The organism is Aequorivita nionensis (genome assembly GCF_046352995.1).
Classification (GTDB): Bacteria; Bacteroidota; Bacteroidia; order Flavobacteriales; family Flavobacteriaceae; genus Aequorivita; species Aequorivita nionensis.
Map to the genome: position 1 here is coordinate 1,899,153 of NZ_CP130281.1, position 19,859 is coordinate 1,919,011.

Annotated in this window: 15 protein-coding genes; 4 read left to right on the top strand and 11 right to left on the bottom strand. The window is 37.8% G+C overall.

Annotated features, from left to right (window positions below; all coding sequences use genetic code 11):
* Positions 1-43 precede the first annotated feature (43 nt).
* From accD to Q2U82_RS08575, 3 genes are read right to left on the bottom strand one after another with little or no spacing between them, the layout of a single operon-like run.
* Complete coding sequence (gene accD, locus Q2U82_RS08565) at positions 44-910, bottom strand: acetyl-CoA carboxylase, carboxyltransferase subunit beta (protein WP_410004462.1); 867 nt, start codon at positions 908-910, stop codon at positions 44-46.
* Positions 911-948: 38 nt separating this feature from the next.
* Positions 949-2,016: a class II fructose-bisphosphate aldolase gene (fbaA, locus tag Q2U82_RS08570; RefSeq protein ID WP_410004463.1), complete on the bottom strand. Its 1,068-nt coding sequence runs from the start codon at positions 2,014-2,016 to the stop codon at positions 949-951.
* 43 nt (positions 2,017-2,059) lie between these two features.
* Positions 2,060-4,618 carry a BamA/TamA family outer membrane protein gene (locus tag Q2U82_RS08575; RefSeq protein ID WP_410004464.1) on the bottom strand — a complete coding sequence of 853 codons (2,559 nt, stop codon included), beginning with the start codon at positions 4,616-4,618 and terminating at the stop codon, positions 2,060-2,062.
* Positions 4,619-4,654: 36 nt separating this feature from the next.
* On the opposite strand from Q2U82_RS08575, the gene Q2U82_RS08580 reads away from it, so the two are divergent.
* Positions 4,655-5,371, top strand: coding sequence for an RNA methyltransferase (locus Q2U82_RS08580; RefSeq protein ID WP_410004465.1), 717 nt, complete (start codon positions 4,655-4,657; stop codon positions 5,369-5,371).
* Positions 5,372-5,373: 2 nt separating this feature from the next.
* On the opposite strand, the gene Q2U82_RS08585 is transcribed toward Q2U82_RS08580, so the two are convergent.
* Both Q2U82_RS08585 and ubiE read right to left on the bottom strand, forming a co-directional pair.
* Positions 5,374-6,084, bottom strand: a complete 711-nt coding sequence (locus Q2U82_RS08585; protein WP_410004466.1) for a porin family protein — start codon at positions 6,082-6,084, stop codon at positions 5,374-5,376.
* A gap of 3 nt (positions 6,085-6,087) precedes the next feature.
* Complete coding sequence (ubiE, locus tag Q2U82_RS08590) at positions 6,088-6,819, bottom strand: bifunctional demethylmenaquinone methyltransferase/2-methoxy-6-polyprenyl-1,4-benzoquinol methylase UbiE (RefSeq protein ID WP_410004467.1); 732 nt, start codon at positions 6,817-6,819, stop codon at positions 6,088-6,090.
* 176 nt (positions 6,820-6,995) lie between these two features.
* Between ubiE and trkA the strand changes: the two genes are divergently transcribed.
* Positions 6,996-8,345 carry a Trk system potassium transporter TrkA gene (gene trkA / locus Q2U82_RS08595; RefSeq protein ID WP_410004468.1) on the top strand — a complete coding sequence of 450 codons (1,350 nt, stop codon included), beginning with the start codon at positions 6,996-6,998 and terminating at the stop codon, positions 8,343-8,345.
* Positions 8,345-9,850: a TrkH family potassium uptake protein gene (locus tag Q2U82_RS08600; protein ID WP_410004469.1), complete on the top strand. Its 1,506-nt coding sequence runs from the start codon at positions 8,345-8,347 to the stop codon at positions 9,848-9,850. The genes trkA and Q2U82_RS08600 overlap by 1 nt, the downstream gene beginning before the upstream one ends.
* A gap of 26 nt (positions 9,851-9,876) precedes the next feature.
* Here the strand turns inward: Q2U82_RS08600 and purT are convergent, their stop codons facing one another.
* The 4 genes from purT to Q2U82_RS08620 all read right to left on the bottom strand — a co-directional run bounded on the left by purT (position 9,877) and on the right by Q2U82_RS08620 (position 16,322).
* Entirely contained in the window at positions 9,877-11,043 is a 1,167-nt protein-coding gene (gene purT, locus Q2U82_RS08605; RefSeq protein ID WP_410004470.1) for a formate-dependent phosphoribosylglycinamide formyltransferase, read from the bottom strand.
* Positions 11,044-11,140: 97 nt separating this feature from the next.
* Entirely contained in the window at positions 11,141-14,056 is a 2,916-nt protein-coding gene (locus tag Q2U82_RS08610; RefSeq protein ID WP_410004471.1) for a GEVED domain-containing protein, read from the bottom strand.
* 113 nt (positions 14,057-14,169) lie between these two features.
* Positions 14,170-15,357, bottom strand: a complete 1,188-nt coding sequence (locus tag Q2U82_RS08615; RefSeq protein ID WP_410004472.1) for a pyridoxal phosphate-dependent aminotransferase — start codon at positions 15,355-15,357, stop codon at positions 14,170-14,172.
* 5 nt (positions 15,358-15,362) lie between these two features.
* On the bottom strand, positions 15,363-16,322 hold the full coding sequence (locus Q2U82_RS08620) for a fatty acid desaturase family protein (protein WP_410004473.1): 960 nt from the start codon (positions 16,320-16,322) through the stop codon (positions 15,363-15,365).
* Between the two features lie 267 nt (positions 16,323-16,589).
* Here Q2U82_RS08620 and rsmG point away from each other — a divergent pair, with 267 nt between their 5' ends.
* Complete coding sequence (rsmG, locus tag Q2U82_RS08625; RefSeq protein WP_410004474.1) at positions 16,590-17,219, top strand: 16S rRNA (guanine(527)-N(7))-methyltransferase RsmG; 630 nt, start codon at positions 16,590-16,592, stop codon at positions 17,217-17,219.
* Between the two features lie 42 nt (positions 17,220-17,261).
* On the opposite strand, the gene Q2U82_RS08630 is transcribed toward rsmG, so the two are convergent.
* Positions 17,262-17,831 (bottom strand): NUDIX domain-containing protein, encoded by a 570-nt coding sequence (locus tag Q2U82_RS08630; RefSeq protein WP_410004475.1) that lies wholly within the window; start codon positions 17,829-17,831, stop codon positions 17,262-17,264.
* Between the two features lie 113 nt (positions 17,832-17,944).
* On the bottom strand, positions 17,945-19,642 hold the full coding sequence (locus tag Q2U82_RS08635) for a T9SS type A sorting domain-containing protein (RefSeq protein WP_410004476.1): 1,698 nt from the start codon (positions 19,640-19,642) through the stop codon (positions 17,945-17,947).
* Positions 19,643-19,859 lie beyond the last annotated feature (217 nt).

Sequence of the window (19,859 nt, forward strand, 5' to 3'; positions counted from 1 at the left end):
ATCATGAATCAAAAAAAAAACTGCTCTTGTTGAGCAGCTTTTTTTATGCAGTTTTCTCTCGAAGCGGTCTGTTCAATACCAAATCAAGATAAAGGTTTATTTTTCTTTTTAAATCTCGTCTATGTGTTATGAAATCCAAGAAACCGTGTTCCAAAAGAAATTCAGCAGTTTGGAAACCTTCGGGTAGTTCTTTTCCTGTGGTGTCACGAACAACTCGCGGGCCTGCAAACCCAATCAAAGCGCCTGGTTCACTAATGTTTATGTCTCCCAGCATCGCGAAGGAAGCGGTTGTTCCTCCAGTAGTTGGGTCTGTGCATAAGGAGATATAAGGTATTCCCGCATCACTCAATTGTGCAAGCTTCACACTTGTTTTTGCCAATTGCATCAATGAAAGTGCAGCTTCCATCATTCTGGCACCACCACTTTTTGAAATTATTAATAAAGGGATTTTTTTCTTTAATGAATAATCTGCAGCACGGGCAATTTTTTCACCTACAACACTTCCCATGGAACCACCAATAAAGCTAAAGTCCATACAAGCCACAACCAAATCTGCGCCCATGGATTTACCAACTGCGCAACGAATAGCATCTTTAAGCCCGGTTTTGTCTTGAGCTTCCTTTAATCTTTCAGTATATTTCTTTTTATCCTCAAACTTTAAAGTATCTTGAGAGGAAAGATTTTTGTCAAGTTCTTTAAATTTATTGTTGTCAAAAAGGATTTCAAAATATTCCTTACTTCCAATGCGAACGTGGTAGCCATCTTCAGGGCTTACGTAAAAATTCTTTTCAAGCTCTTCGCTATCAACAATTTTTCCAGTAGGTGATTTATACCACAGCCCTTTTGGGACATCCTTTTTCTCTTCGGTTGGGGTTTGAATTCCTTTTTTTGTTCTTTTAAACCAAGGCATAAACTATTGTTTGTTTAATATTTTTTTTAATTCAAAATTTACAACGTGTTTACGTTGTTCAAATCTTTAAAAGCCTGTTCAAGTCTTTTCTTGAAAGTGATTTCGCCATCGCGAAGCCATTTTCGAGGGTCGTAATATTTTTTGTTTGGAATATCGTCACCTTCAGGGTTTCCTATCTGGGTTTTTAAGTATTCCAGATTGTTTATCATATAATCGCGAACTCCTTCGGTAAATGCAAACTGCATATCGGTGTCAATATTCATTTTTATCACTCCATAGCCTATTGCTTCGCGAATTTCTTCTAAAGTGGAACCACTTCCGCCGTGAAAAACAAAGTCGATTGGGTTATGGCCAGTGTTAAATTTTTTCTGAACATATTCCTGTGAATTTTTAAGGATTATAGGAGTCAATTTTACATTCCCAGGTTTGTAAACACCGTGAACGTTTCCAAAGGCGGCAGCAATGGTAAACTGATCGCTTATTTTTGAAAGTTCTTCATAGGCATAGGCAACTTCATCAGGTTGAGTATAAAGTTTTGAGGAGTCCACATCGGTGTTATCTACACCGTCTTCTTCACCTCCGGTAATGCCCAACTCAATTTCAAGGGTCATCCCTATTTTGCTCATACGTTCCAAATAGCGTTTGCAGATTTCAATATTTTCTTCAATAGGCTCTTCAGAAAGATCTATCATATGTGAGCTATAAAGCGGTTTTCCGGTTTCTTTGTAGAATTTTTCACCCGCATCTAGCAATCCATCAATCCACGGAAGTAATTTTTTAGCGCAATGGTCTGTATGAAGAATAACCGTAGCGCCATAAACTTTTGCAAGTTCGTGTATATGTTTAGCCCCAGCTATGCCGCCAGCAATTGCAGCTTTTTCATTTTCATTGGAAAGACCTTTTCCAGCATTGAAATGCGCCCCGCCATTTGAAAATTGAATAATTACCGGTGCATTGAGTGCAGCAGCAGTTTCCATAACCGCATTGACACTATCAGATCCCACAACATTAACTGCGGGCATCGCAAAACCTTTTTCTTTTGCGTATTGATGTATTTTTTGAACTTCTTTTCCCGTGGCTACTCCGGGCTTAATTCCATGACTCATATTCAAATGTATTTAGCAGACAAAAATAACAAATTTTAATGGTTTAGAAGGGATAGTTGATACCTATGTTGTAAACAGCATTTGAGAAATTATAGTCTTTAAACCAGCGTTCGCCCACAGGTCTTCCGGGATCATGGGTTTTAAAGCCAATATCAAAGCGAAATACAAAAAAACCAAAATCATAGCGAAGTCCGAACCCTGAAGCGACCGCAGTTTCCTTTAGATCTTGAATTCCGTCAAATCTGAACGATGGAATATCAACATCATCCAATACATTCCAAATGTTGCCGGCATCAACAAAAAATGCTCCTTTTAAATCACCCAAGATTGTATATCTATATTCTGCATTAAGTGCGAGTTTGAAGTTCGCATCATTAAAATCTAGGACACTTCCGCTGCTACCTGGTCCTAGGTCGTATGCTCTCCATCCACGATTATCATTTGTGCCTCCTCCAAAATAACTACGGGTAAAGGGTATGTTATTGCTGTTGCCGTAAGGAATTGCAATACCGCCAAAGGCACGGAAAGCAAAGATGTTCTTGCCGTCTAAATCCCAATGTTTAATATATTCTGCCTCTACTTTTGCATATTGTGAATATGCAATTCCTAAAATCTCGTAGTTTCCTTGGGAGTTTTTTGTAAGTCCAGCCAGACTCGAAATACCTGAAAGCAAACTTCCTGCTGATTCTAGTTTTAAACGTAATCGTGAAAAATTATTATCGTTTAGGTTCTCGCGTGTATCTCTTGTTAATGTTACGTTTGAAGCAAAAATAAGGTTGTTCTCACTAAGTCGTAATTGACGTTCATAAATACTGAGTACTTCTTGAAAAGTTTCAGGAGTAGCATATATTTCCCTGTTTAAAACCTCCGAAATAAAACCAGCTGTTTCATCTGGAATTTCCAATAGGGGGTCCGAAGAGGGATTGTTAAAGTCATAATTAAGATTCTTCGCTATTTCATTCAATCGGGAGTAAGAACTTTTGTAAACATTGAAGTAATTCTCAGTATTTAGATTTCTCACAAATTGCAGGTTCATCAAATCCACTTGATAGGTAAGTATTTTTGAAGGTTTCCATCTATAGTTGAAAATAGCATTAGAGGTCTGTCTATCCAGCCCAATATTATTTTGTACGCTATAACCAAAAATGACACTGGTGGAAGGCGACATATATTTTGGAATAAGCTTTTCAGTTTTTAATGGGAAAAGAATCCTAGGGAATGTAAGCTTTACATCACCACCAAATTCTGAAATGTTGAAAAATTTACTCTCACTATCAGCCGCGTCTTTTGAAGAACCGAGACTTCCACGCCCTGATACTTCAAGGATTTCAGCACCACGAAAAATATTTCTGAAAATCATACTTCCGCTAAAACTTATTCCAAATTGCTGAATGGTTGAGGTATAGGCGTCAAAATCTACCCCCAGTGTAAAGCGGTCGCGCGGACTTAATAAAATAGTTGAATTCAATAGCTTTCCCGTAGTGTCTGAAGCAATTTCAGCATAACTGATGTTTGGGTATTTGAAAATCCTGAGATCGCTAATTTGGTTATAGGTTAGCGTTCTGTCAATATCTTTAAAAATTTTTCCAGGATTGATTGCAACAGCAGATGTAATCGCCTTGGGGCGAAAACGCATCTTGCCATAACTGAAAAGTTTGTAACCCATATAGCTCAATGAATCCTGAAAACTTTTATTCCGATTTTCGTATGAATAATCTGTTACAATCCGAACTTCATTAATAGTATGAACCTTAAAAGGAACCGTTCTTGTACTGTCTCCTTCAGTAATTTTTCTATCGGGAATGATGTAAGTTATATTGGCTTTATGGTCTGTATTTACAGTGTCCGCCTCAAAACCAACATAGTCTTGTTCAAAATGGTAAAGCCCCGAATTTCGAAATTGAATGGTCAATCGGTCGCGCTCGTTTACAAAATCTTGCGCCGCATATTGCTTACCGGGAACAATGAATGATTTGGCTTTAGTAAGTTGAAAAAGTGAGTCAACAACTGGCGAGCTTATCCTTTCTGCTATTGAATCGCCCACAAAATAAGGTTTGCGTTTTTTTACTAAATAAGTAATTGCAGCTCTTTTTTTCTTTTTTTCACTAGGTTCTATTTTGTAATCAACCTCATCATTAAAATAACCATAGCTTGCGTACCATCGTTTTAAGCGCTCCAAAGATTTTTGAATTCGTTGCTCACTTATAATTACGGGTGCATCTCCAGATTTTCGAAGCCATTTATTGAAACCTACATAACTGCTGTCTATCCTGTCCACTTGTTTTTTTGAGAGAAAACGAATAAGCCGCTCCTCTCGTTTTGGGTTTTTGTGAAGCCATTTATAATAGGTGGAATCTGGCTGTGGATCTGCAAGATTATAAATGTGTAATCCAAAAGGAATACCCAAAAGCGGAATGGTAGGGTTGGGTCTTTGTGCTAGTTGGCTGTAAACACCAGCATCTTTTGTTTCTAAGCTATCCACTAAAATTGTGTTTTCAGTGAGCAAATATTTTCCTTCTGGCACAAGCTTTACTGCATCACAGGAAAAAAACAAACTGATTAATACTATAAATAGTGATATTTTTGTGAGGTCGCGCTTCAAGTGTACGTTTTTATTCAAATTCAAAAATACTATATTTTGGTCAGCAAAAGTCAAACAAAATTAATAACGAGCCTTCAACAGAAAAAGTACCGCGATCAAACAGGTCTTTTTATAGCTGAAGGCCCAAAAGTTATTGCTGAATTGCAGGATGAAGGTTTAACGCTCCACTCTCTTTTTTCGACCAATGCTTCTGAAATTACAGCTGAAAACCATTTTCAGGTAACTGAGGCCGAACTCAAAAAAATAAGTTTTTTGAAAACAGCAAACAATTCTGTGGCCATTTTTAAAATTCCAAAACCCAAACTTTTGCAAGATAAAGGTCTCATAGTTGCTTTGGATGCCGTGCGCGATCCAGGAAATTTGGGAACAATCATTCGGCTTTGCGATTGGTTTGGGGTGCAGCAATTAATCTGTTCCGAAGATACCACAGATTGTTTTAACCCAAAAGTAGTACAGGCAACTATGGGGTCATTGGCGCGAGTACAAGTTCATTACGTATCGCTTTTGGAGTATCTTGACCGAACAGCATTACCTGTTTTTGGAGGATTTATGGATGGAAAGAACGTTTATTCTGAAAAGCTTCCAAAAGATGGAATTGTGGTAATGGGTAATGAAGCTAATGGTATTTCAGGAGCAATACTTCAAAAGATAACCCACAAAATAAGCATTCCCCGTTTTGGAGAAACTCAAAAAACAGAAAGCCTTAATGTGGCCACGGCAACTGCTATTTTTTTAAGTGAATTCAGAAGATAGATCTATTGAAAAGTAAAATTCACAAAGATACCGCGCGTGCCTAACTTTTCAATATTCCCGGTCCAAGGACTGTTTGGGTCATCGTCTGGCACCAATTCATTGCTCATGGCGAATACACCGCGTATGGAAGGTGTAAATTTAAAGAAATAGAGATATAGATCTATCCCAAAACCAAGCTCGTAATAATTAGTGCTTTTTGTCATCCGGAATCTTCCCTGCTCATTGTCCTCAGGGTTATTCTCATTGCTGGAAAGATTGATGGAGGTAGAAATACCGCCAACAACAAAAGGTTTAATGTTGTTCAGTCTTTTTGTTGAAATTTTCAGCAAGAGTGGAACATGAATATAAGTTGATTTTACCTCGCGCAAATAATCCTTACGTTCCTCAAAGCCGGAATAAGTAAGATTACGCTGTGTGAAATACAATCCTGGTTCTAACCGAAGGTTTACATATTGATTAATGCGCATATCGCCAATGAGCCCAACATTAAAACCCGGGGAACGTTCCACTTGAATATCTGTATTGTCATCTTCATATTGGTCTTTGTAATCAAATTTGAAATCATAGCTGTTAAAGCCCAAATAATAACCCCATGAAAACCGCTTTTTGTCAAAGTTTTCCAAATTTGCCAAGCGTTCTTTGTTAAAAAACCATTGCGCATTGGCGCTGTTTGCAATAAATAAAGCGATCAGTACAAAAAATAGCTTCTTCATAAATTATTTTGTAGCATTATAGATGGTTGCCACCCCGAAAGTTTGAGGTATATTTTTCACTTCATTAAACCCAATTTTGCGTAAAATATTGTTGAGCATCTCACCGTAGGGGAATACTGAAGCACTTTCGCTTAAATATTTGTAGGCAACTTTGTCTTTTGAAAACAGTTTGCCCACAAGTGGTAAAATGGTTTTTGAATAAAAATGGTATCCTTGTTTAAAAGGAAATTTTGTTGGTACGGAAGTTTCCAAAACCACAAAAACGCCACCTTTTTTCAGCACCCGAAAAATCTCGGCCAGTCCTTTTTCAAGATTTTCAAAGTTTCTGATTCCGAATGAAACTGTTATGGCGTCAAAGGTATTGTCTTCAAAAGGCAAGGCTTCAGAGTCTGCTTGCACAAATTCAATTTTTTCGGAAATAGGTTTTCCAAAAACTTTTTTGCGTGCAACGGAAAGCATGCCTTCGGAAAGATCCAGACCCACAATTTTTTCAGCGGAAGTTTTTTCCGCAAATTGGATGGCAAGATCACCGGTTCCTGTGGCAATGTCAAGAATGATTTTTGGATTTTTATCCGCAACCATTTTTATGACCTTTTTTCGCCATTTAATATCAGAACCTAAGGAAATAATACGGTTAAGGCCGTCGTAGTTTTCAGAAATAGTATCGAACATCTGTTCAACCTGTTTCTTTTTTCCTTCTGAGGAATCTTTATAAGGTGTTATTTTCTTTTCCATAAATTTGCGCTTGCAAAACTACTGTTTTTTAATGAAATCGAAATCGAAAACGAAAATGAAAACCAAACTTTGAGGTTTCTTACTTCTCCATTGAGACTGAAAAGTGAATACTGAATACTGGCTTTAATTTCTATATATTTGTCAATGCTTATTTTAAAGCCTTAAATAATAGCTAAATGAAGATTATCATTGCCGGAGCCGGCGAAGTGGGATTTCACCTTGCGAAATTGCTATCTTTTGAATCGCAAAACATAACACTTATAGATACCAACCGTGAAGCTTTGGCGCATGCCGATGCACATTTGGATATTCGGGTTGTGCGTGGAGATTCTACATCTATAGCGGTTTTGAAGGATTCACAAGTGAGTGAAACCGACCTTGTTATTGCTGTAACATCCAGCGAAACTACCAATATTACAGTTTGTGTGCTTGCAAAACAGCTAGGTGCCAAACGGACCATTGCGCGAATTTCCAACACCGAATTTATTGATAGAAAAGATGAAGTGGGCTTCGCAAAATTCGGAATCGACGAATTGATTTCGCCAGAATCTTTAGCTTCCAATGAAATTGAACTACTGCTAAGTCAAAGCGCTTTCAATGAAAATTATGAGTTTGAGAATGGCGCTTTGAGCATGATTGGTCTAAACCTTTCCCGCACCTCGGCTTTTGTGGGCAAATCTGTAAAGGAAATGGCGAAAGTTTATCCTGAACTACACTTTGTTCCCATTGCCTTGCAACGCTTTGGAACCCAATACACCATTATTCCGCGTGGTGATACCCAATTTAAAGAAGGTGATCAGGTTTACTTCACAACTGTTGGTAAAGGAGATGACCAAATTTTTAGGCTTTCCGGGAAAAGTAAACAGGAAATAAAAAATGTAATGATTCTTGGCGGAAGCAAAATAGGCTACAAAACCGCAAAGGACTTGTGCAAAACAGGTTTCAATGTTAAACTTATTGAAAGCAGCAAAGATAAAGCTTTTGAAATTGCCGACGATATTCCTAGTTGTCTCGTAATTAACGGTGACGGCAGAAATGTGGATTTGCTCTCCGAAGAATCTATAGAGGATATGGATGCCTTTATTTCAGTAACAGGAAATAGTGAAACCAATATTATGTCCTGTTTGGTGGCAAAGTCCAAAGGTGTTAAAAAAGCAATTGCTTTGGTGGAAAATATGGATTATTTTCAGCTTTCACATTCAATCGGAATTGATACGCTTATCAACAAAAAACTTTTGGCGGCAAACAATATTTTCCGTTACGTCCGCCGAGGAGAAGTTGTAGCCATGACCAAGCTCAACAATATGAATGCCGAACTATTGGAGTTTATGGTTTCTTCACATTCCAAAGTGTGCAACAAAAAAATTAAAGATCTGGATTTTCCTGTTTCAGCTATAATTGGAGGAGTAATTAGAAATGGCGAAGGGATAATAGCCTTGGGCGATTTCGAAATAAAAAATGGCGATAGAGTAGTTGTTTGTTGTTTGCCGCAATCCATAGGAAAAGTTGAAAAACTCTTTATATAATGGGCTCACTCACCAAGCTTAATTATAAAATCATTTCACACTTAATGGGGCTTTTGCTCATGGTGAATGGCGGGTTTATGCTGTTGTCCTCCATTGTTAGTTGGTATTATAAGGATGGCGTACTAAAAGAAATGCTTTTAGCGGGAACGGTTGCTTTGGGAGTAGGTGGAGGTATAATGCTTTTGACAAAAAATCACCGAAAGGAAATTCAAAAACGGGAAGGATACATAATAGTAACATTTGGGTGGATTTTTATGGCGCTTATTGGTACGCTACCTTATATTTTTACTGGTGCCATTCCAAGTTTCACCAATGCCTTTTTTGAAACCATGAGTGGCTATACCACCACTGGGGCTTCCATTTTAACAGATGTTGAAACAGTGCCACGAGGTGTGCTCTTTTGGCGAAGCATCACACATTGGATTGGCGGAATGGGTATCATTGTTTTGGCAATTGCTATTTTGCCTTTACTTGGAATTGGAGGAATGCAACTTTTTGCTGCCGAAGCACCTGGTCCTGGCGGAGATAAATTACATCCACGAATAACGGACACCGCAAAAAGGTTGTGGCTTATCTATGTGGGCTATACTTTAGCCGAAACGATTTTGTTAAAAATAGCTGGAATGAGTTTTTTTGATGCTATAAACCATTCATTGGCAACTTTAAGTACGGGCGGGTTTTCAACTAAAAATGCAAGTGTTGCCTATTGGAACGATAACCCAATGGTACAGTATATCATCATTTTCTTTATGTTTTTGGCAGGAAGTAATTTTGTTTTGAGCTATTTTGCTTTCAAACGGAAATTTCAGAAAATATTTCAGGATGAGGAGTTTAAATTATATTCAATATTTATAGTTGGATTGACTATTATTGCTTCTTTGTTAATTTATTTTGAAGCAGACGTAGCGCTTTCCAGCATCGGCCATCCAATGGTTTGGGGGCAGTTTGAAAGTGCTTTTCGCCATGCGCTGTTTCAAGTGCTTACCATAATTACAACCACAGGTTTTGTTAGTGCTGATTACACACTTTGGACTCCATTTTTAACTATTTTCTTTTTTGGAATGATGTTTTTGGGCGGCTGTGCAGGTTCAACCGCTGGTGGAATAAAAGTAATGCGTCATTTAATTATGATAAAAAATGGGATGTTAGAGTTTAAAAGAACACTTCACCCACACGCTATTTTACCAGTTCGTTACAATAGAAAAGCTGTGCCACAGCCTATTGTTTTTAACATACTTGGTTTTTTCATTCTTTATATGCTTTCCTTTATTATTGGGACATTAGTTTTTTCGTGGCTAGGTTTGGATTTTAAAACTGCATTGGGCGGTGCTGCTTCAACCTTAGGAAATGTTGGCCCTGCATTGGGTGATCTTGGACCAGTTGATAATTATGCATACTTGCCAGATGCCGCAAAATGGTGGTCCAGTTTTTTGATGCTTATTGGTAGATTGGAGCTGTTTACAGTACTTATTCTTTTAACGCCTTTTTTCTGGAGAAATAGGTAAATTGAGTTAAGAGTTGTGGATTCAGTTTATTCTGAAATGACTTTTACTTGACTCGCTAAATTTTTCGCATTTTCCGTTACTTCTGAAATATTTCCTTTAAGGTTATCGTGGGTTAAAACTACGCCCATTCTTCTGTAAGGGCGGGAGGTAGGTTTTCCAAAAATCCTAAAATCTGTTTTTGAAGAAGCCGCTACAATTTCAAGTCCTTCAAAAGTGGGGTTCTCTAAATTATCCGTACCCAAAATTACTGCACTGGCGCCAATGCGCTCTTGCGTTATTTCAGAAATTGGTAGCCCCAGGATTGCGCGAAGGTGTAATTCAAATTCATTGAAATTTTGGGTTTTGGCTAAGGTAACCATTCCTGTATCGTGCGGACGAGGGGAAAGTTCGGAAAAATAGACACCATCAGTTGCTACAAAAAACTCAACACCCCAAATGCCACAACCGGTTAGGGCAGTGGTTACTTTTTCTGCCATTTGCTGAGCTTCTTTTAAAACTTCGCTTTCCATTGGTGCTGGCTGCCAACTTTCCATATAATCACCTCGTTCTTGGCGATGGCCAATAGGTGGGCAGAATAGTGTTTTACCATTGCGCTGGGTAACCGTGAGCAGCGTAATTTCATAATTGAAGTTTACAAAGGCTTCCACGATAGCTTCAGCAACATCCCCACGTGATCCATCTTGTGAATATTTCCAGGCTTTTTCAATGTCGGCTTCGGTTTTTATGGTGCTTTGGCCTTTTCCGCTGGAAGACATAAGCGGTTTTACTACACAAGGCATTCCAATTTCAGCCACGGCCTTCTTTAAAGTTTCAGCTGAGGTTGCGTAACGATATTCAGCGGTTTTCAAGCCTAATTCTTTAGAAGCCAGATCGCGAATGGCTTTGCGGTTCATTGTAAAGTTTGCCGCTTTTGCGGAAGGAATTACTGTGTAGCCTTGATTTTCATATTCGTAAAAACGTTCGGTACGGATGGCTTCAATTTCGGGAACTATATAATCTGGTCTGTATTTTTCAACAAGGGCATCCAAAGCTTTGCCGTCAAGCATATTTATTACTTCGGCAAAGTCTGCAAGTTGCGCTGCAGGTGCGTTTGGGTAACTATCCACAGCTATTACGGTTTGCCCAATTCTTTTTGCGGCAATGGTGAACTCTTTTCCCAGTTCTCCGCTTCCTAATAATAAGATTTTAGCCATTTTTTTAATTTTTTGTAAAAATACAGCAATAGATTTCATGAAAAAACCCAAAGTACAATATGTACTTTGGGTTCATCAAAATTTATATTTATTGGAATTATTTAACGATGATTCGTTTTACTCTTCCGTCTTTTTTGTTTCCAACACGAACTAGGTAAACACCTTTGGCAACATAGCTCATGTCTAATTTATATTGATAACCGTTACCGTTATTTTCAAGTTTTTTGAATAATAATCTTTGTCCAAGGGTATTGTGAACAGTGAGGTTCAAAGCATCTGAATAATTAACCGTTTTCAATGTTATATCGAAATTGTTGTTGTCTAATGATAAAATAGTCAAGCCATTTTCATCAAAAATATTTTCACCTACGCCTACCAAAGTACCAATTTGTGCGGTGTAATCTTCGGTTTCACCGTAAGTTGTTTCCTCGCAAGCATCATCTGGCACAGGATTGTTCCAGTTAGATTTAGCACGCATAAGGTGTTGTCCTTCTGCTGCTCCAGCAGGAATTACTAAATCCATAGTTTCTGTATAGGTACCACTACCTTGACCAGGAGCAATTACGTAGTTATTAACGACCTTTTCATTCGGAGTGAAAACAAAATCGTCATTAAAATCTACCCAAACTACAATATATTGATTGCCATATCCAGTGGTAACGGTAAGATCGTTGGTAGAATCCACTTCCATTTCAGCAACAAGGTTTGTGAAATCGCCATAGCCTTCACAAGCCGATGGATTGTTGACAGTTGTTACGCTGAACAATCGGAAACCATCACCTAAAGAACAATCAGCTGTTGGCTGGCAATTTTGTTTGGTGATTACTACAGAGGTTTCATCGTTTGAAGTATCGCTATCTGCCGGTAAAGAAGTATAAGCACTCAAATTATAAGTTCCAAGTGCGGAAAAATCTCCAGTTTGGGCAAAGGTGTATGAAGTTGATGAATTTCCAGCCAAAGGACCTGCTACTACTTCGGTAACAATTGTTCCGTCCAAGTCATAAGAAACATCAAAATTTGATTGGGCTTCACCACCAAAATTATTAATGGTAACTACGATATCTTCGGCAGCTGTTAAATCAGTTCCGGAAACTGGAGATGTAATTGCACTCACGCCTATATCATTTGGTTGTAAATAAGTAACCATTTTTGTGCGAGGGTCGTTCGAAGTGTCTTCGTCTCCGGATAAGTTGGTTGCTGCGGTAATGGAATATGTTTGCCCTACAGTTCCCATATTAGCCGTGGCGGTAAAAGTGTACTGAGCTGTTGCGGCTGATGCTATTGTTCCAGTGAAAGTTTCTGAAACTACTGCGCCACCATCCACTTGAAAGGTTACAGGGAAGTTTGAAGCACTGTTTTGTCCATAATTGAAAATGGTAATGGTAACAGTTTCGCTGTTTGAAAGCGTTCCAGTTTCTGGTGAGTCAATGCTTACAACTCCAACATCATTGGTGAAATTTGGTGCAATTTGGAAAACGCCTACCACATCTTTTCTTCCACTGTTCATATATTCGTTTATGAACCAGAATTCTTTATCATTAGAAGGATCTAGGTCTATTTTACTATAATCTCCATAGCGTGTGCCAGGGATATTTGCATTTCCAGCAGCAATCAATTCTTCAGCTATAGTCATAGTGTTTAATGGATCGTTTGCGTAGCGTCCAGTATAATAAGAGCTTACTCTTTTAGTGGTTGGGTCAGGAGTTGTTGGTCCAGCCATAGAAGTATAACCCATTCCAATATTTCCTTGTACATCCATCATCATGCTTGCGTGCCAAGCATGTTTTCCGTCAGGAGCAGTATAGGTTCCTTCTTGGTAAATGGACCATGGCTGTCCATCTGCAGTTTGGCGAAGTTCAAACCAACGTACACCGGCAAGTTCACCACTTGTGGCATCTGTATCTACAACAAAATTGAAAACTGCTGAGTTATGGTCTCCAAACTTTCTAAATTGTGCTTGGTTCATAATAGTAGCCTGAAGTGCGTCAATTGCTGTCCCGCCACCAGGTTGGGTTAAATTTACAAAACTACCACCGTCAAAAACTGAAATGAATGGAGTTGTTGTTAATTCAACAGGTGCAGAAATTGTAGAGCTTCCTGGGCTTGCCCAATTTACATCTACAGTCCAAAGTTTTACGTGATCCTGCGAAACGCCAGACCAAGCATCATCTTGCAAATAGACAATTGGCAAACCACCAGCTGCTGGAAGGTTGCTATTACTTACGTTAAGTGCTTGTGGGCTGTAAAAACCGCTAGTTACAATTCCAGGAAGGGGAAAACCAATTATCTGTGCGGTTGGGTCACCAGCAAGCATTTTGGTACGTTCCATTGCGTAAATTCTATTGGATGCAGAAGTATTATCTGTCATATAATAACCATCGCTCCACACAGAAAGTTTCTGATAATCATTTATTTGCGGAATGGTGTAAACATACCAACCGTCATTCACAGGGTCTGGGCCATCTGAAACAGCTATTTGTGCTCCATTTCCCAAGAAAGTCATTACGAATCTGTCAGCTGCGTTGTCATATGAAATAGTAAGATCGCAACAACCGCCATTTGGAAAAATAGTTGGGTTTGGGCTAATTTGACCAGTTAATGGGTTTCCACTTTTGTCAAAAATTCTAAATCCTGTATTGAACACAACTACAGCGTGGTTTGGACCAACGCCAATAGAAGGATCTGTAGGTTGTGAACTTGATGTCGCGGCATCAAAAACTAGGGTTGGAGCTCTTCCGCTAAGAATTTGCTCCATTTTATCTGGATTTCTAACGAAATAATCATCTTCAATTTGAGGATCTTTTCCGGGTACAATCAAGTTTTTTGAAGCTCTTCCGTCTTGCATCACTTGTTCTTTTACTCTTGCTGGGGCCAAATTGGTTTGAGAGGCTATTGATGGTACATGTACCATAGAACCAACTGTGCCCACATAAGTTGCATTTGTTTTTTCTTGAGCCTGTCCTTGAAAGATTAAAGCGAAGAAAAATAGAATTAATGTAATCTTAGTTTTCATTGTTAAGGTTTTGTTTTGGGTTAAAAAATATAAGCATCTAAAATACAGATAAAAAAAGAAATGAAAATATGTTTGGTTGATTTTAACCAAACCTATTTTTAGTATTTAAATATTTAAACTAATGAAGCTTTTATGCGCTGCATAGCTTCTTTAATGTCAGCCTCTGAAGCTGCATATGATAAACGAATACAGTTTGGATCGCCAAATGCTTCCCCTGTAACGGTTGCTACTTTGGCTTCTTCCAATAGATATAATGAAAAATCAGAAGCGGTATTAATGTTTTTTCCGCGCAGCGTTTTTCCAAAAAAATAGGAGATATCCGGAAAAACGTAAAAAGCACCTTCGGGTTTGTTGGTTTTAAAACCTTCAATTTCAGAAAGTAAATTCAGAATCAAACTTCTTCTTTCCTTAAAAGCATCAACCATAAATTTTATTTTGCTCGGCGGATTTTCCAGAGCTGTTATGGTTGCTCTTTGTGCAATACAGTTTGCGCCGCTGGTCACTTGACCTTGCATTTTGTTGCAAGCCCTTGCTATCCATTCGGGGCCACCAATATAACCTATGCGCCATCCCGTCATTGAGAAAGCTTTGGAAACACCATTTACAACGACAGTTCGGTCATACATGTCCTCAAATTCGGCCATAGAAGTATGATTTCCCGTAAAGTTGATGTGCTCGTAGATTTCATCGCTAATAACTATTATGTTAGGATATTTAACCAAAACATCTGCCAAATCCCGAAGTTCTTTTTTACTGTAAACAGAACCACTTGGGTTGCAAGGGGAGCTGTAAATAATCATTTTGGTTTTTGGCGTGATGGCAGCCTCCAATGCCTCTGCAGTTACTTTGAAGTCAGTTTCAATTGAAGTTGGTATCTCTTTGGGAACACCTTCGGCAACTTTACATTGGTCTGCATAGCTTACCCAATAGGGGGCTGGCAGCAAAACTTCATCACCTTCGTCCAAAAGAACCATCATTAAATTTGCCAAAGACTGTTTAGCACCTGTTGATACAACTATTTGTGAAGGTTTGTATTCAAGGTTATTGTCTCTTTTGAATTTGGTGATAATAGCTTTTTTTAAATCACCATAACCATCCACAGGCGTGTAAGAATGATAATTGTCTTCTATTGCCTGAATGGCGGCTTGCTTTACAAATTCTGGTATTGGAAAATCCGGTTCTCCAAGGCTCAAACCAATAATGTCAATTCCTTGTTCTTTTAATTCTCTTGTTTTGGCAGCCATTGCCAGTGTGGCCGAGGTAGCCATCTCGTTCACTCGTTTTGAAAGTCTGTTGTCCATAATGATTAAGCGGATACGGTAGGTTTTAGCCCCATTTCTTTTAAATGCCTGAAATGTGCAATAATCGCCTGGCGTGTAGTTTTATATTCTTTATACGGTAAGTTAAATTCTTTAGTTGTGGTTTTTAAAATTTTTGAAATATTTTTATAGTGAATATGGCTGATGTTCGGAAAAATATGATGTTCAACCTGATGGTTTAAGCCACCTGTGTACCAATTAACAATTCTATTATTGGTAGAAAAATTCATCGTGGTAAATAATTGATGGATGGCCCAAGTGTTTTTCATGGTTCCACTTTCATCTGGAAGCAGTATTTCAGTATCTTCCACTACGTGTGCAAGTTGAAAAACAACGCTCAAAATTATTCCTGCAACGTAGTGCATTATAAAGAAACCTAATAAAATTTTCCACCAAACAATATTAAAAAATAGAAGAGGGATTACAATCCAAAGAGATATATAAATCATTTTTGTTATTACCAAAATACTCCATTGCGTAACTGGTTTAGGCAGTTTTCCGTAAGAAAGTTTACGAGCCAAATACCTTTTGGTCTGAGAAAAATCTGTGGTAAGCACCCAGTTAAAAGTCAATAATCCATAAAAGAAAAGGCTGTACCAATGTTGGAATTTATGGAACTTATGCCATTTTGAATGTTGTGAAAAACGAAGAATTCTTCCAGCCTCCAAGTCTTCATCGTGGCCGTGAATGTTTGTATATGTGTGGTGCAAAACATTGTGTTGCACTTGCCAGTTATATACATTTCCGGCAAGAATATACATGCTGCTCCCCATAACTTTATTTACCCATTTTTTGGAAGAATAGGAGCCATGATTTGCATCGTGCATAACGTTCATTCCCACGCCGGCCATTCCCACGCCCATAACAATGGTGAAAAGCAATTGTGCCCAGCCTGGAAGATCGAGTGTTAACAATAAAAAATAGGGGGTAAGATATATTGAAAACATAATGATTGTTTTCAGGTGCAATTTCCAGTTGCCTGTTCGGGCAATATTGTTGTCCTTGAAATAATCATTAACGCGTTTGTTTAAAGTTCTAAAAAATTTAGCGCTGTCAACTCGTGAGAAATTTAGATTTTTATATGTCAAAATGAATTGTTTAACAGGGGATTATTATAGTGTAAACCACAAAAATAAATATCTTTTATGGAAATGTGTGGTTTCAAAATCATAATTTTCGCAAAGATACCATACTTTTGCCTCCTAAATGAATTTATGGAACTGATATCGAAATATTTTCCGCAACTTACTGATATTCAAAAAAATCAATTTCAGATGTTGCAAAAGCTTTACGAAGACTGGAACTTAAAAATAAACGTAGTTTCCCGAAAGGATATTGACGAACTTTATCTGCGTCATGTTTTACATTCTTTAGGAATTTCAAAAATTCAATCATTTCTTCCAGGTTCAAAAATATTGGATGTTGGCACCGGTGGCGGATTTCCAGGTATTCCTTTGGCAATTCTTTATCCACAGGTTGAGTTTCATCTTGTTGATAGTATTGGGAAAAAAATAAAAGTTGTGGAAGAAGTTGTAGCGGGTTTGCAACTTAAAAATGTGAAAACCACAAATGCCCGTGTGGAAAGCGTTTCGGGTAAATATGATTTTATAGTAAGCCGTGCCGTGGCCCAAATGGAAACGTTTGTTCATTGGGTGGATGGAAAAATCGCCAAAAAAAGTCTTCACGAACGGAAAAATGGAATTTTATATTTAAAAGGAGGTGATCTTTCGGAGGAATTGAAAGTTTATAAAAACACAGCTATTTTTCCTTTAAGCGATTACTTTGAAGAAGATTTTTTTGAAACCAAAAGCGTAGTCTATTTGCCTCTGAAATTTAAGGGTTAAGTCTCAGGCTTTGATCTGAAATTTTTATCAATTTTGGTTTTTTTAAAATGACGCACAACTTTTTAAAAGATACCATTGCAACGCAAGAATAGTCTTCGCGTCCTTTAATTTTAAGATTTCAGAAGCTATATCTGAAACGGGTATTTTCACCAACTGAATATCTTCATTTTCACTTACGTTTCCACCACCTTTCCCGGTTTTGTCGTGTTGCGAAACTTCAGTAAAGAAAAGGTAAATACGCTCTGTTGAAGCGCCGGGTGAGGTGTAGAATGTACTAATGAGTTTTGGGTTGTTTATTCTGTATCCTAACTCCTCCATTACTTCGCGGGTTACACATTTTTCTGGTTCTTCGTTTTCTTCAATGGACCCAGCAGGTATCTCCAACAGCCATCCATTGTTGTTTTTACAACTTGGATAACGGAACTGGTTGGTCAATAGCACGCTTTTTGTTTCCTTTTCGAGTATCAGGATAGCAACAGAATCGCCTCTTTCAAAAGCAAGCCGTTTGGCGGTTATTTGTTTTCCGTTGAAAGTGTCATAGGTTACTTTGGCCTGTACTATTTTATAGTGGTCATTAAAAACTATTTTTTCTTCCCAAATGGAATATTTCATAACTCAGAAATTTATATTGAATAAAACCAATCCAGCATTCCAATCGCTGGAAAGATTAAGATATAAAAAAACCCCGAACAAGTCGGGGTTTTCAGTATATTTAAGATTATAGTTTATTTAAGAATAACAAACTTCTTAGTTGTAACAAGATTGTCTTTAGAAATTTTCATAAAATAAGTTCCAGCTTGAAACTGAGATACATTTATTTGAGCATCCACAGCAATATTATTCTGTGAAAGGATCAATTTTCCAAGAACGTCAAACACTTGAACATTTGCGTTTTCTGCATTTTTCAAATTAATTGTTGAAGAAGCTGGATTTGGATACAAACTGATATTATCAAGTTGATTTTGGTTTACACCCAAAAGACCGTTGCTGGAGAATGGAGATCTCTCACCATTTCCATAATTACCATTTGTATGATAAAGTTGGGTTCCTAGATTATCAGTAAGTGTTATTTCACCACCTCCGTTACTAGAAGTATCTAAAATACGGAATTGATAGCAATCAAGTGGTAGGTCAAACGTTTCAACTATTAACTGTGGATTGTTATTTGGATAAGGTCCACCATTATAAATTGCTGTACCGTTAGAATTATAAACATACCATCTTGTTTGAGCTCCGAAGTTATCAACCTGCAATTCCATAGTAACTTGTCTTGTTCCAGCTGGTGCTTTATCAAAAGTTGTTGATGCGGTATTATTGGAATTATTATCATCACTTGGCAAATTTACTTCAAGCGTATTGGTTCCTTGAATGGTAAAAGGAACTTCAGGAAGTTCAATGGTCTCACTATGAAGAGATAAAATCTCTCCAGTCCAGTTATAGGTATTTGAATCTCCATTAATAACATATTCTATTGCCAAAGAGGTTATTGGGTCTTGACCCAAGTTTTGAATGTTAATTTCTGGTCCTAGATTAACGTCGCAAGTTGCAGGGATATCAGTAATTGATCTTATGTTTGCATCATTTGCATGTGTAAGCCCAGTATATGAAGGATATGCTCTATTGCCACTAGGAATTTCTTGATGTGTGTTAGAGATGTAAGCTACAACTTCCATATCGGCAAGTTCAGTTGGTACATTATTATACATTGCAGGAATAGTATAGGTATAGGTACGGTCCACAAAAGTTCCAGCAGTAGTGGTGTTGATAACCTCACCCCATTGGCCAGTTATCATTTCAACCAAGCGGTGCATGTGGTTATAATTGTTTCCTTGTCCACCTCCTGTTTGTGGCCCTAAGGTATTGTTCTGTAACAAAGCCACATTTAACAAGTTTGTTGCTTCTGGGCTGTTGCTTGTATAATATCCTTCAACGTGAACGGTTAGTACATTAGTGTTTACATCAATTGAAGCCTCGACGGCTACATTTACTGCAGAGCCAATTGCCATTGTTTCGTTTGCTGAAACATTCCAATAACTTCTAGACATAGCGGTTCCGCCACCACTGGCCATGGAACGACCAGGAAAAACGTGTCTGTTTACAGTACCTGATGGATAACCAAAACCTGAGCCAGAATAAGATTGGCCAACAATAGCATTTCCATATGGAGTTCTAAAATCTGGTTCATTGCCACTTGGAACGGCATAGCCTCCTTGATGAATATTTATCAAAGTAACTCGATCTGGGTTAGCATCTTGAATCGCTTTTGCAATAGCATGGCCATCAGGGCAAAATTGACAATGAATTCCAGTAAATTCTTCAAGAACTACATTTTGGTCTTGCGGAGAAGTTGATACTATTGTTTGTCCATAAGTAGCAAACGCGAATAAGGCTACAACTAAACTGAGGGGTAGTTTTTTAAGCATGATTTTTAGATTTAATATATTGTGAAAAATAAGATTATCTACAAATGTACTTTTTTATAACGTATTATAACAACTTCATTGTCAGTTTTTAAGATTCATAATGTTAAAATTTTAAAAGATTCCTAGTGATATAAAATACATTTTGAGACATATTTTTTTATAAAATACCTGTAAAAATGTAGTGTTCAGATATTTTTTATTAATAAGAGTATTAATA

Excerpts from the sequence above, each read along its gene's own strand:
- Q2U82_RS08585 (WP_410004466.1), bottom strand. The coding sequence starts at position 6,084 with ATGAAGAAGCTATTTTTTGTACTGATCGCTTTATTTATTGCAAACAGC.
- Q2U82_RS08615 (WP_410004472.1), bottom strand. The coding sequence starts at position 15,357 with ATGGACAACAGACTTTCAAAACGAGTGAACGAGATGGCTACCTCGGCC.
- Q2U82_RS08620 (WP_410004473.1), bottom strand. The coding sequence starts at position 16,322 with ATGTTTTCAATATATCTTACCCCCTATTTTTTATTGTTAACACTCGAT.
- ubiE (WP_410004467.1), bottom strand. The coding sequence starts at position 6,819 with ATGGAAAAGAAAATAACACCTTATAAAGATTCCTCAGAAGGAAAAAAG.
- Q2U82_RS08635 (WP_410004476.1), bottom strand. The coding sequence starts at position 19,642 with ATGCTTAAAAAACTACCCCTCAGTTTAGTTGTAGCCTTATTCGCGTTT.
- purT (WP_410004470.1), bottom strand. The coding sequence starts at position 11,043 with ATGGCTAAAATCTTATTATTAGGAAGCGGAGAACTGGGAAAAGAGTTC.
- trkA (WP_410004468.1), top strand. The coding sequence starts at position 6,996 with ATGAAGATTATCATTGCCGGAGCCGGCGAAGTGGGATTTCACCTTGCG.
- rsmG (WP_410004474.1), top strand. The coding sequence starts at position 16,590 with ATGGAACTGATATCGAAATATTTTCCGCAACTTACTGATATTCAAAAA.
- fbaA (WP_410004463.1), bottom strand. The coding sequence starts at position 2,016 with ATGAGTCATGGAATTAAGCCCGGAGTAGCCACGGGAAAAGAAGTTCAA.
- Q2U82_RS08630 (WP_410004475.1), bottom strand. The coding sequence starts at position 17,831 with ATGAAATATTCCATTTGGGAAGAAAAAATAGTTTTTAATGACCACTAT.
- accD (WP_410004462.1), bottom strand. The coding sequence starts at position 910 with ATGCCTTGGTTTAAAAGAACAAAAAAAGGAATTCAAACCCCAACCGAA.
- Q2U82_RS08600 (WP_410004469.1), top strand. The coding sequence starts at position 8,345 with ATGGGCTCACTCACCAAGCTTAATTATAAAATCATTTCACACTTAATG.
- Q2U82_RS08610 (WP_410004471.1), bottom strand. The coding sequence starts at position 14,056 with ATGAAAACTAAGATTACATTAATTCTATTTTTCTTCGCTTTAATCTTT.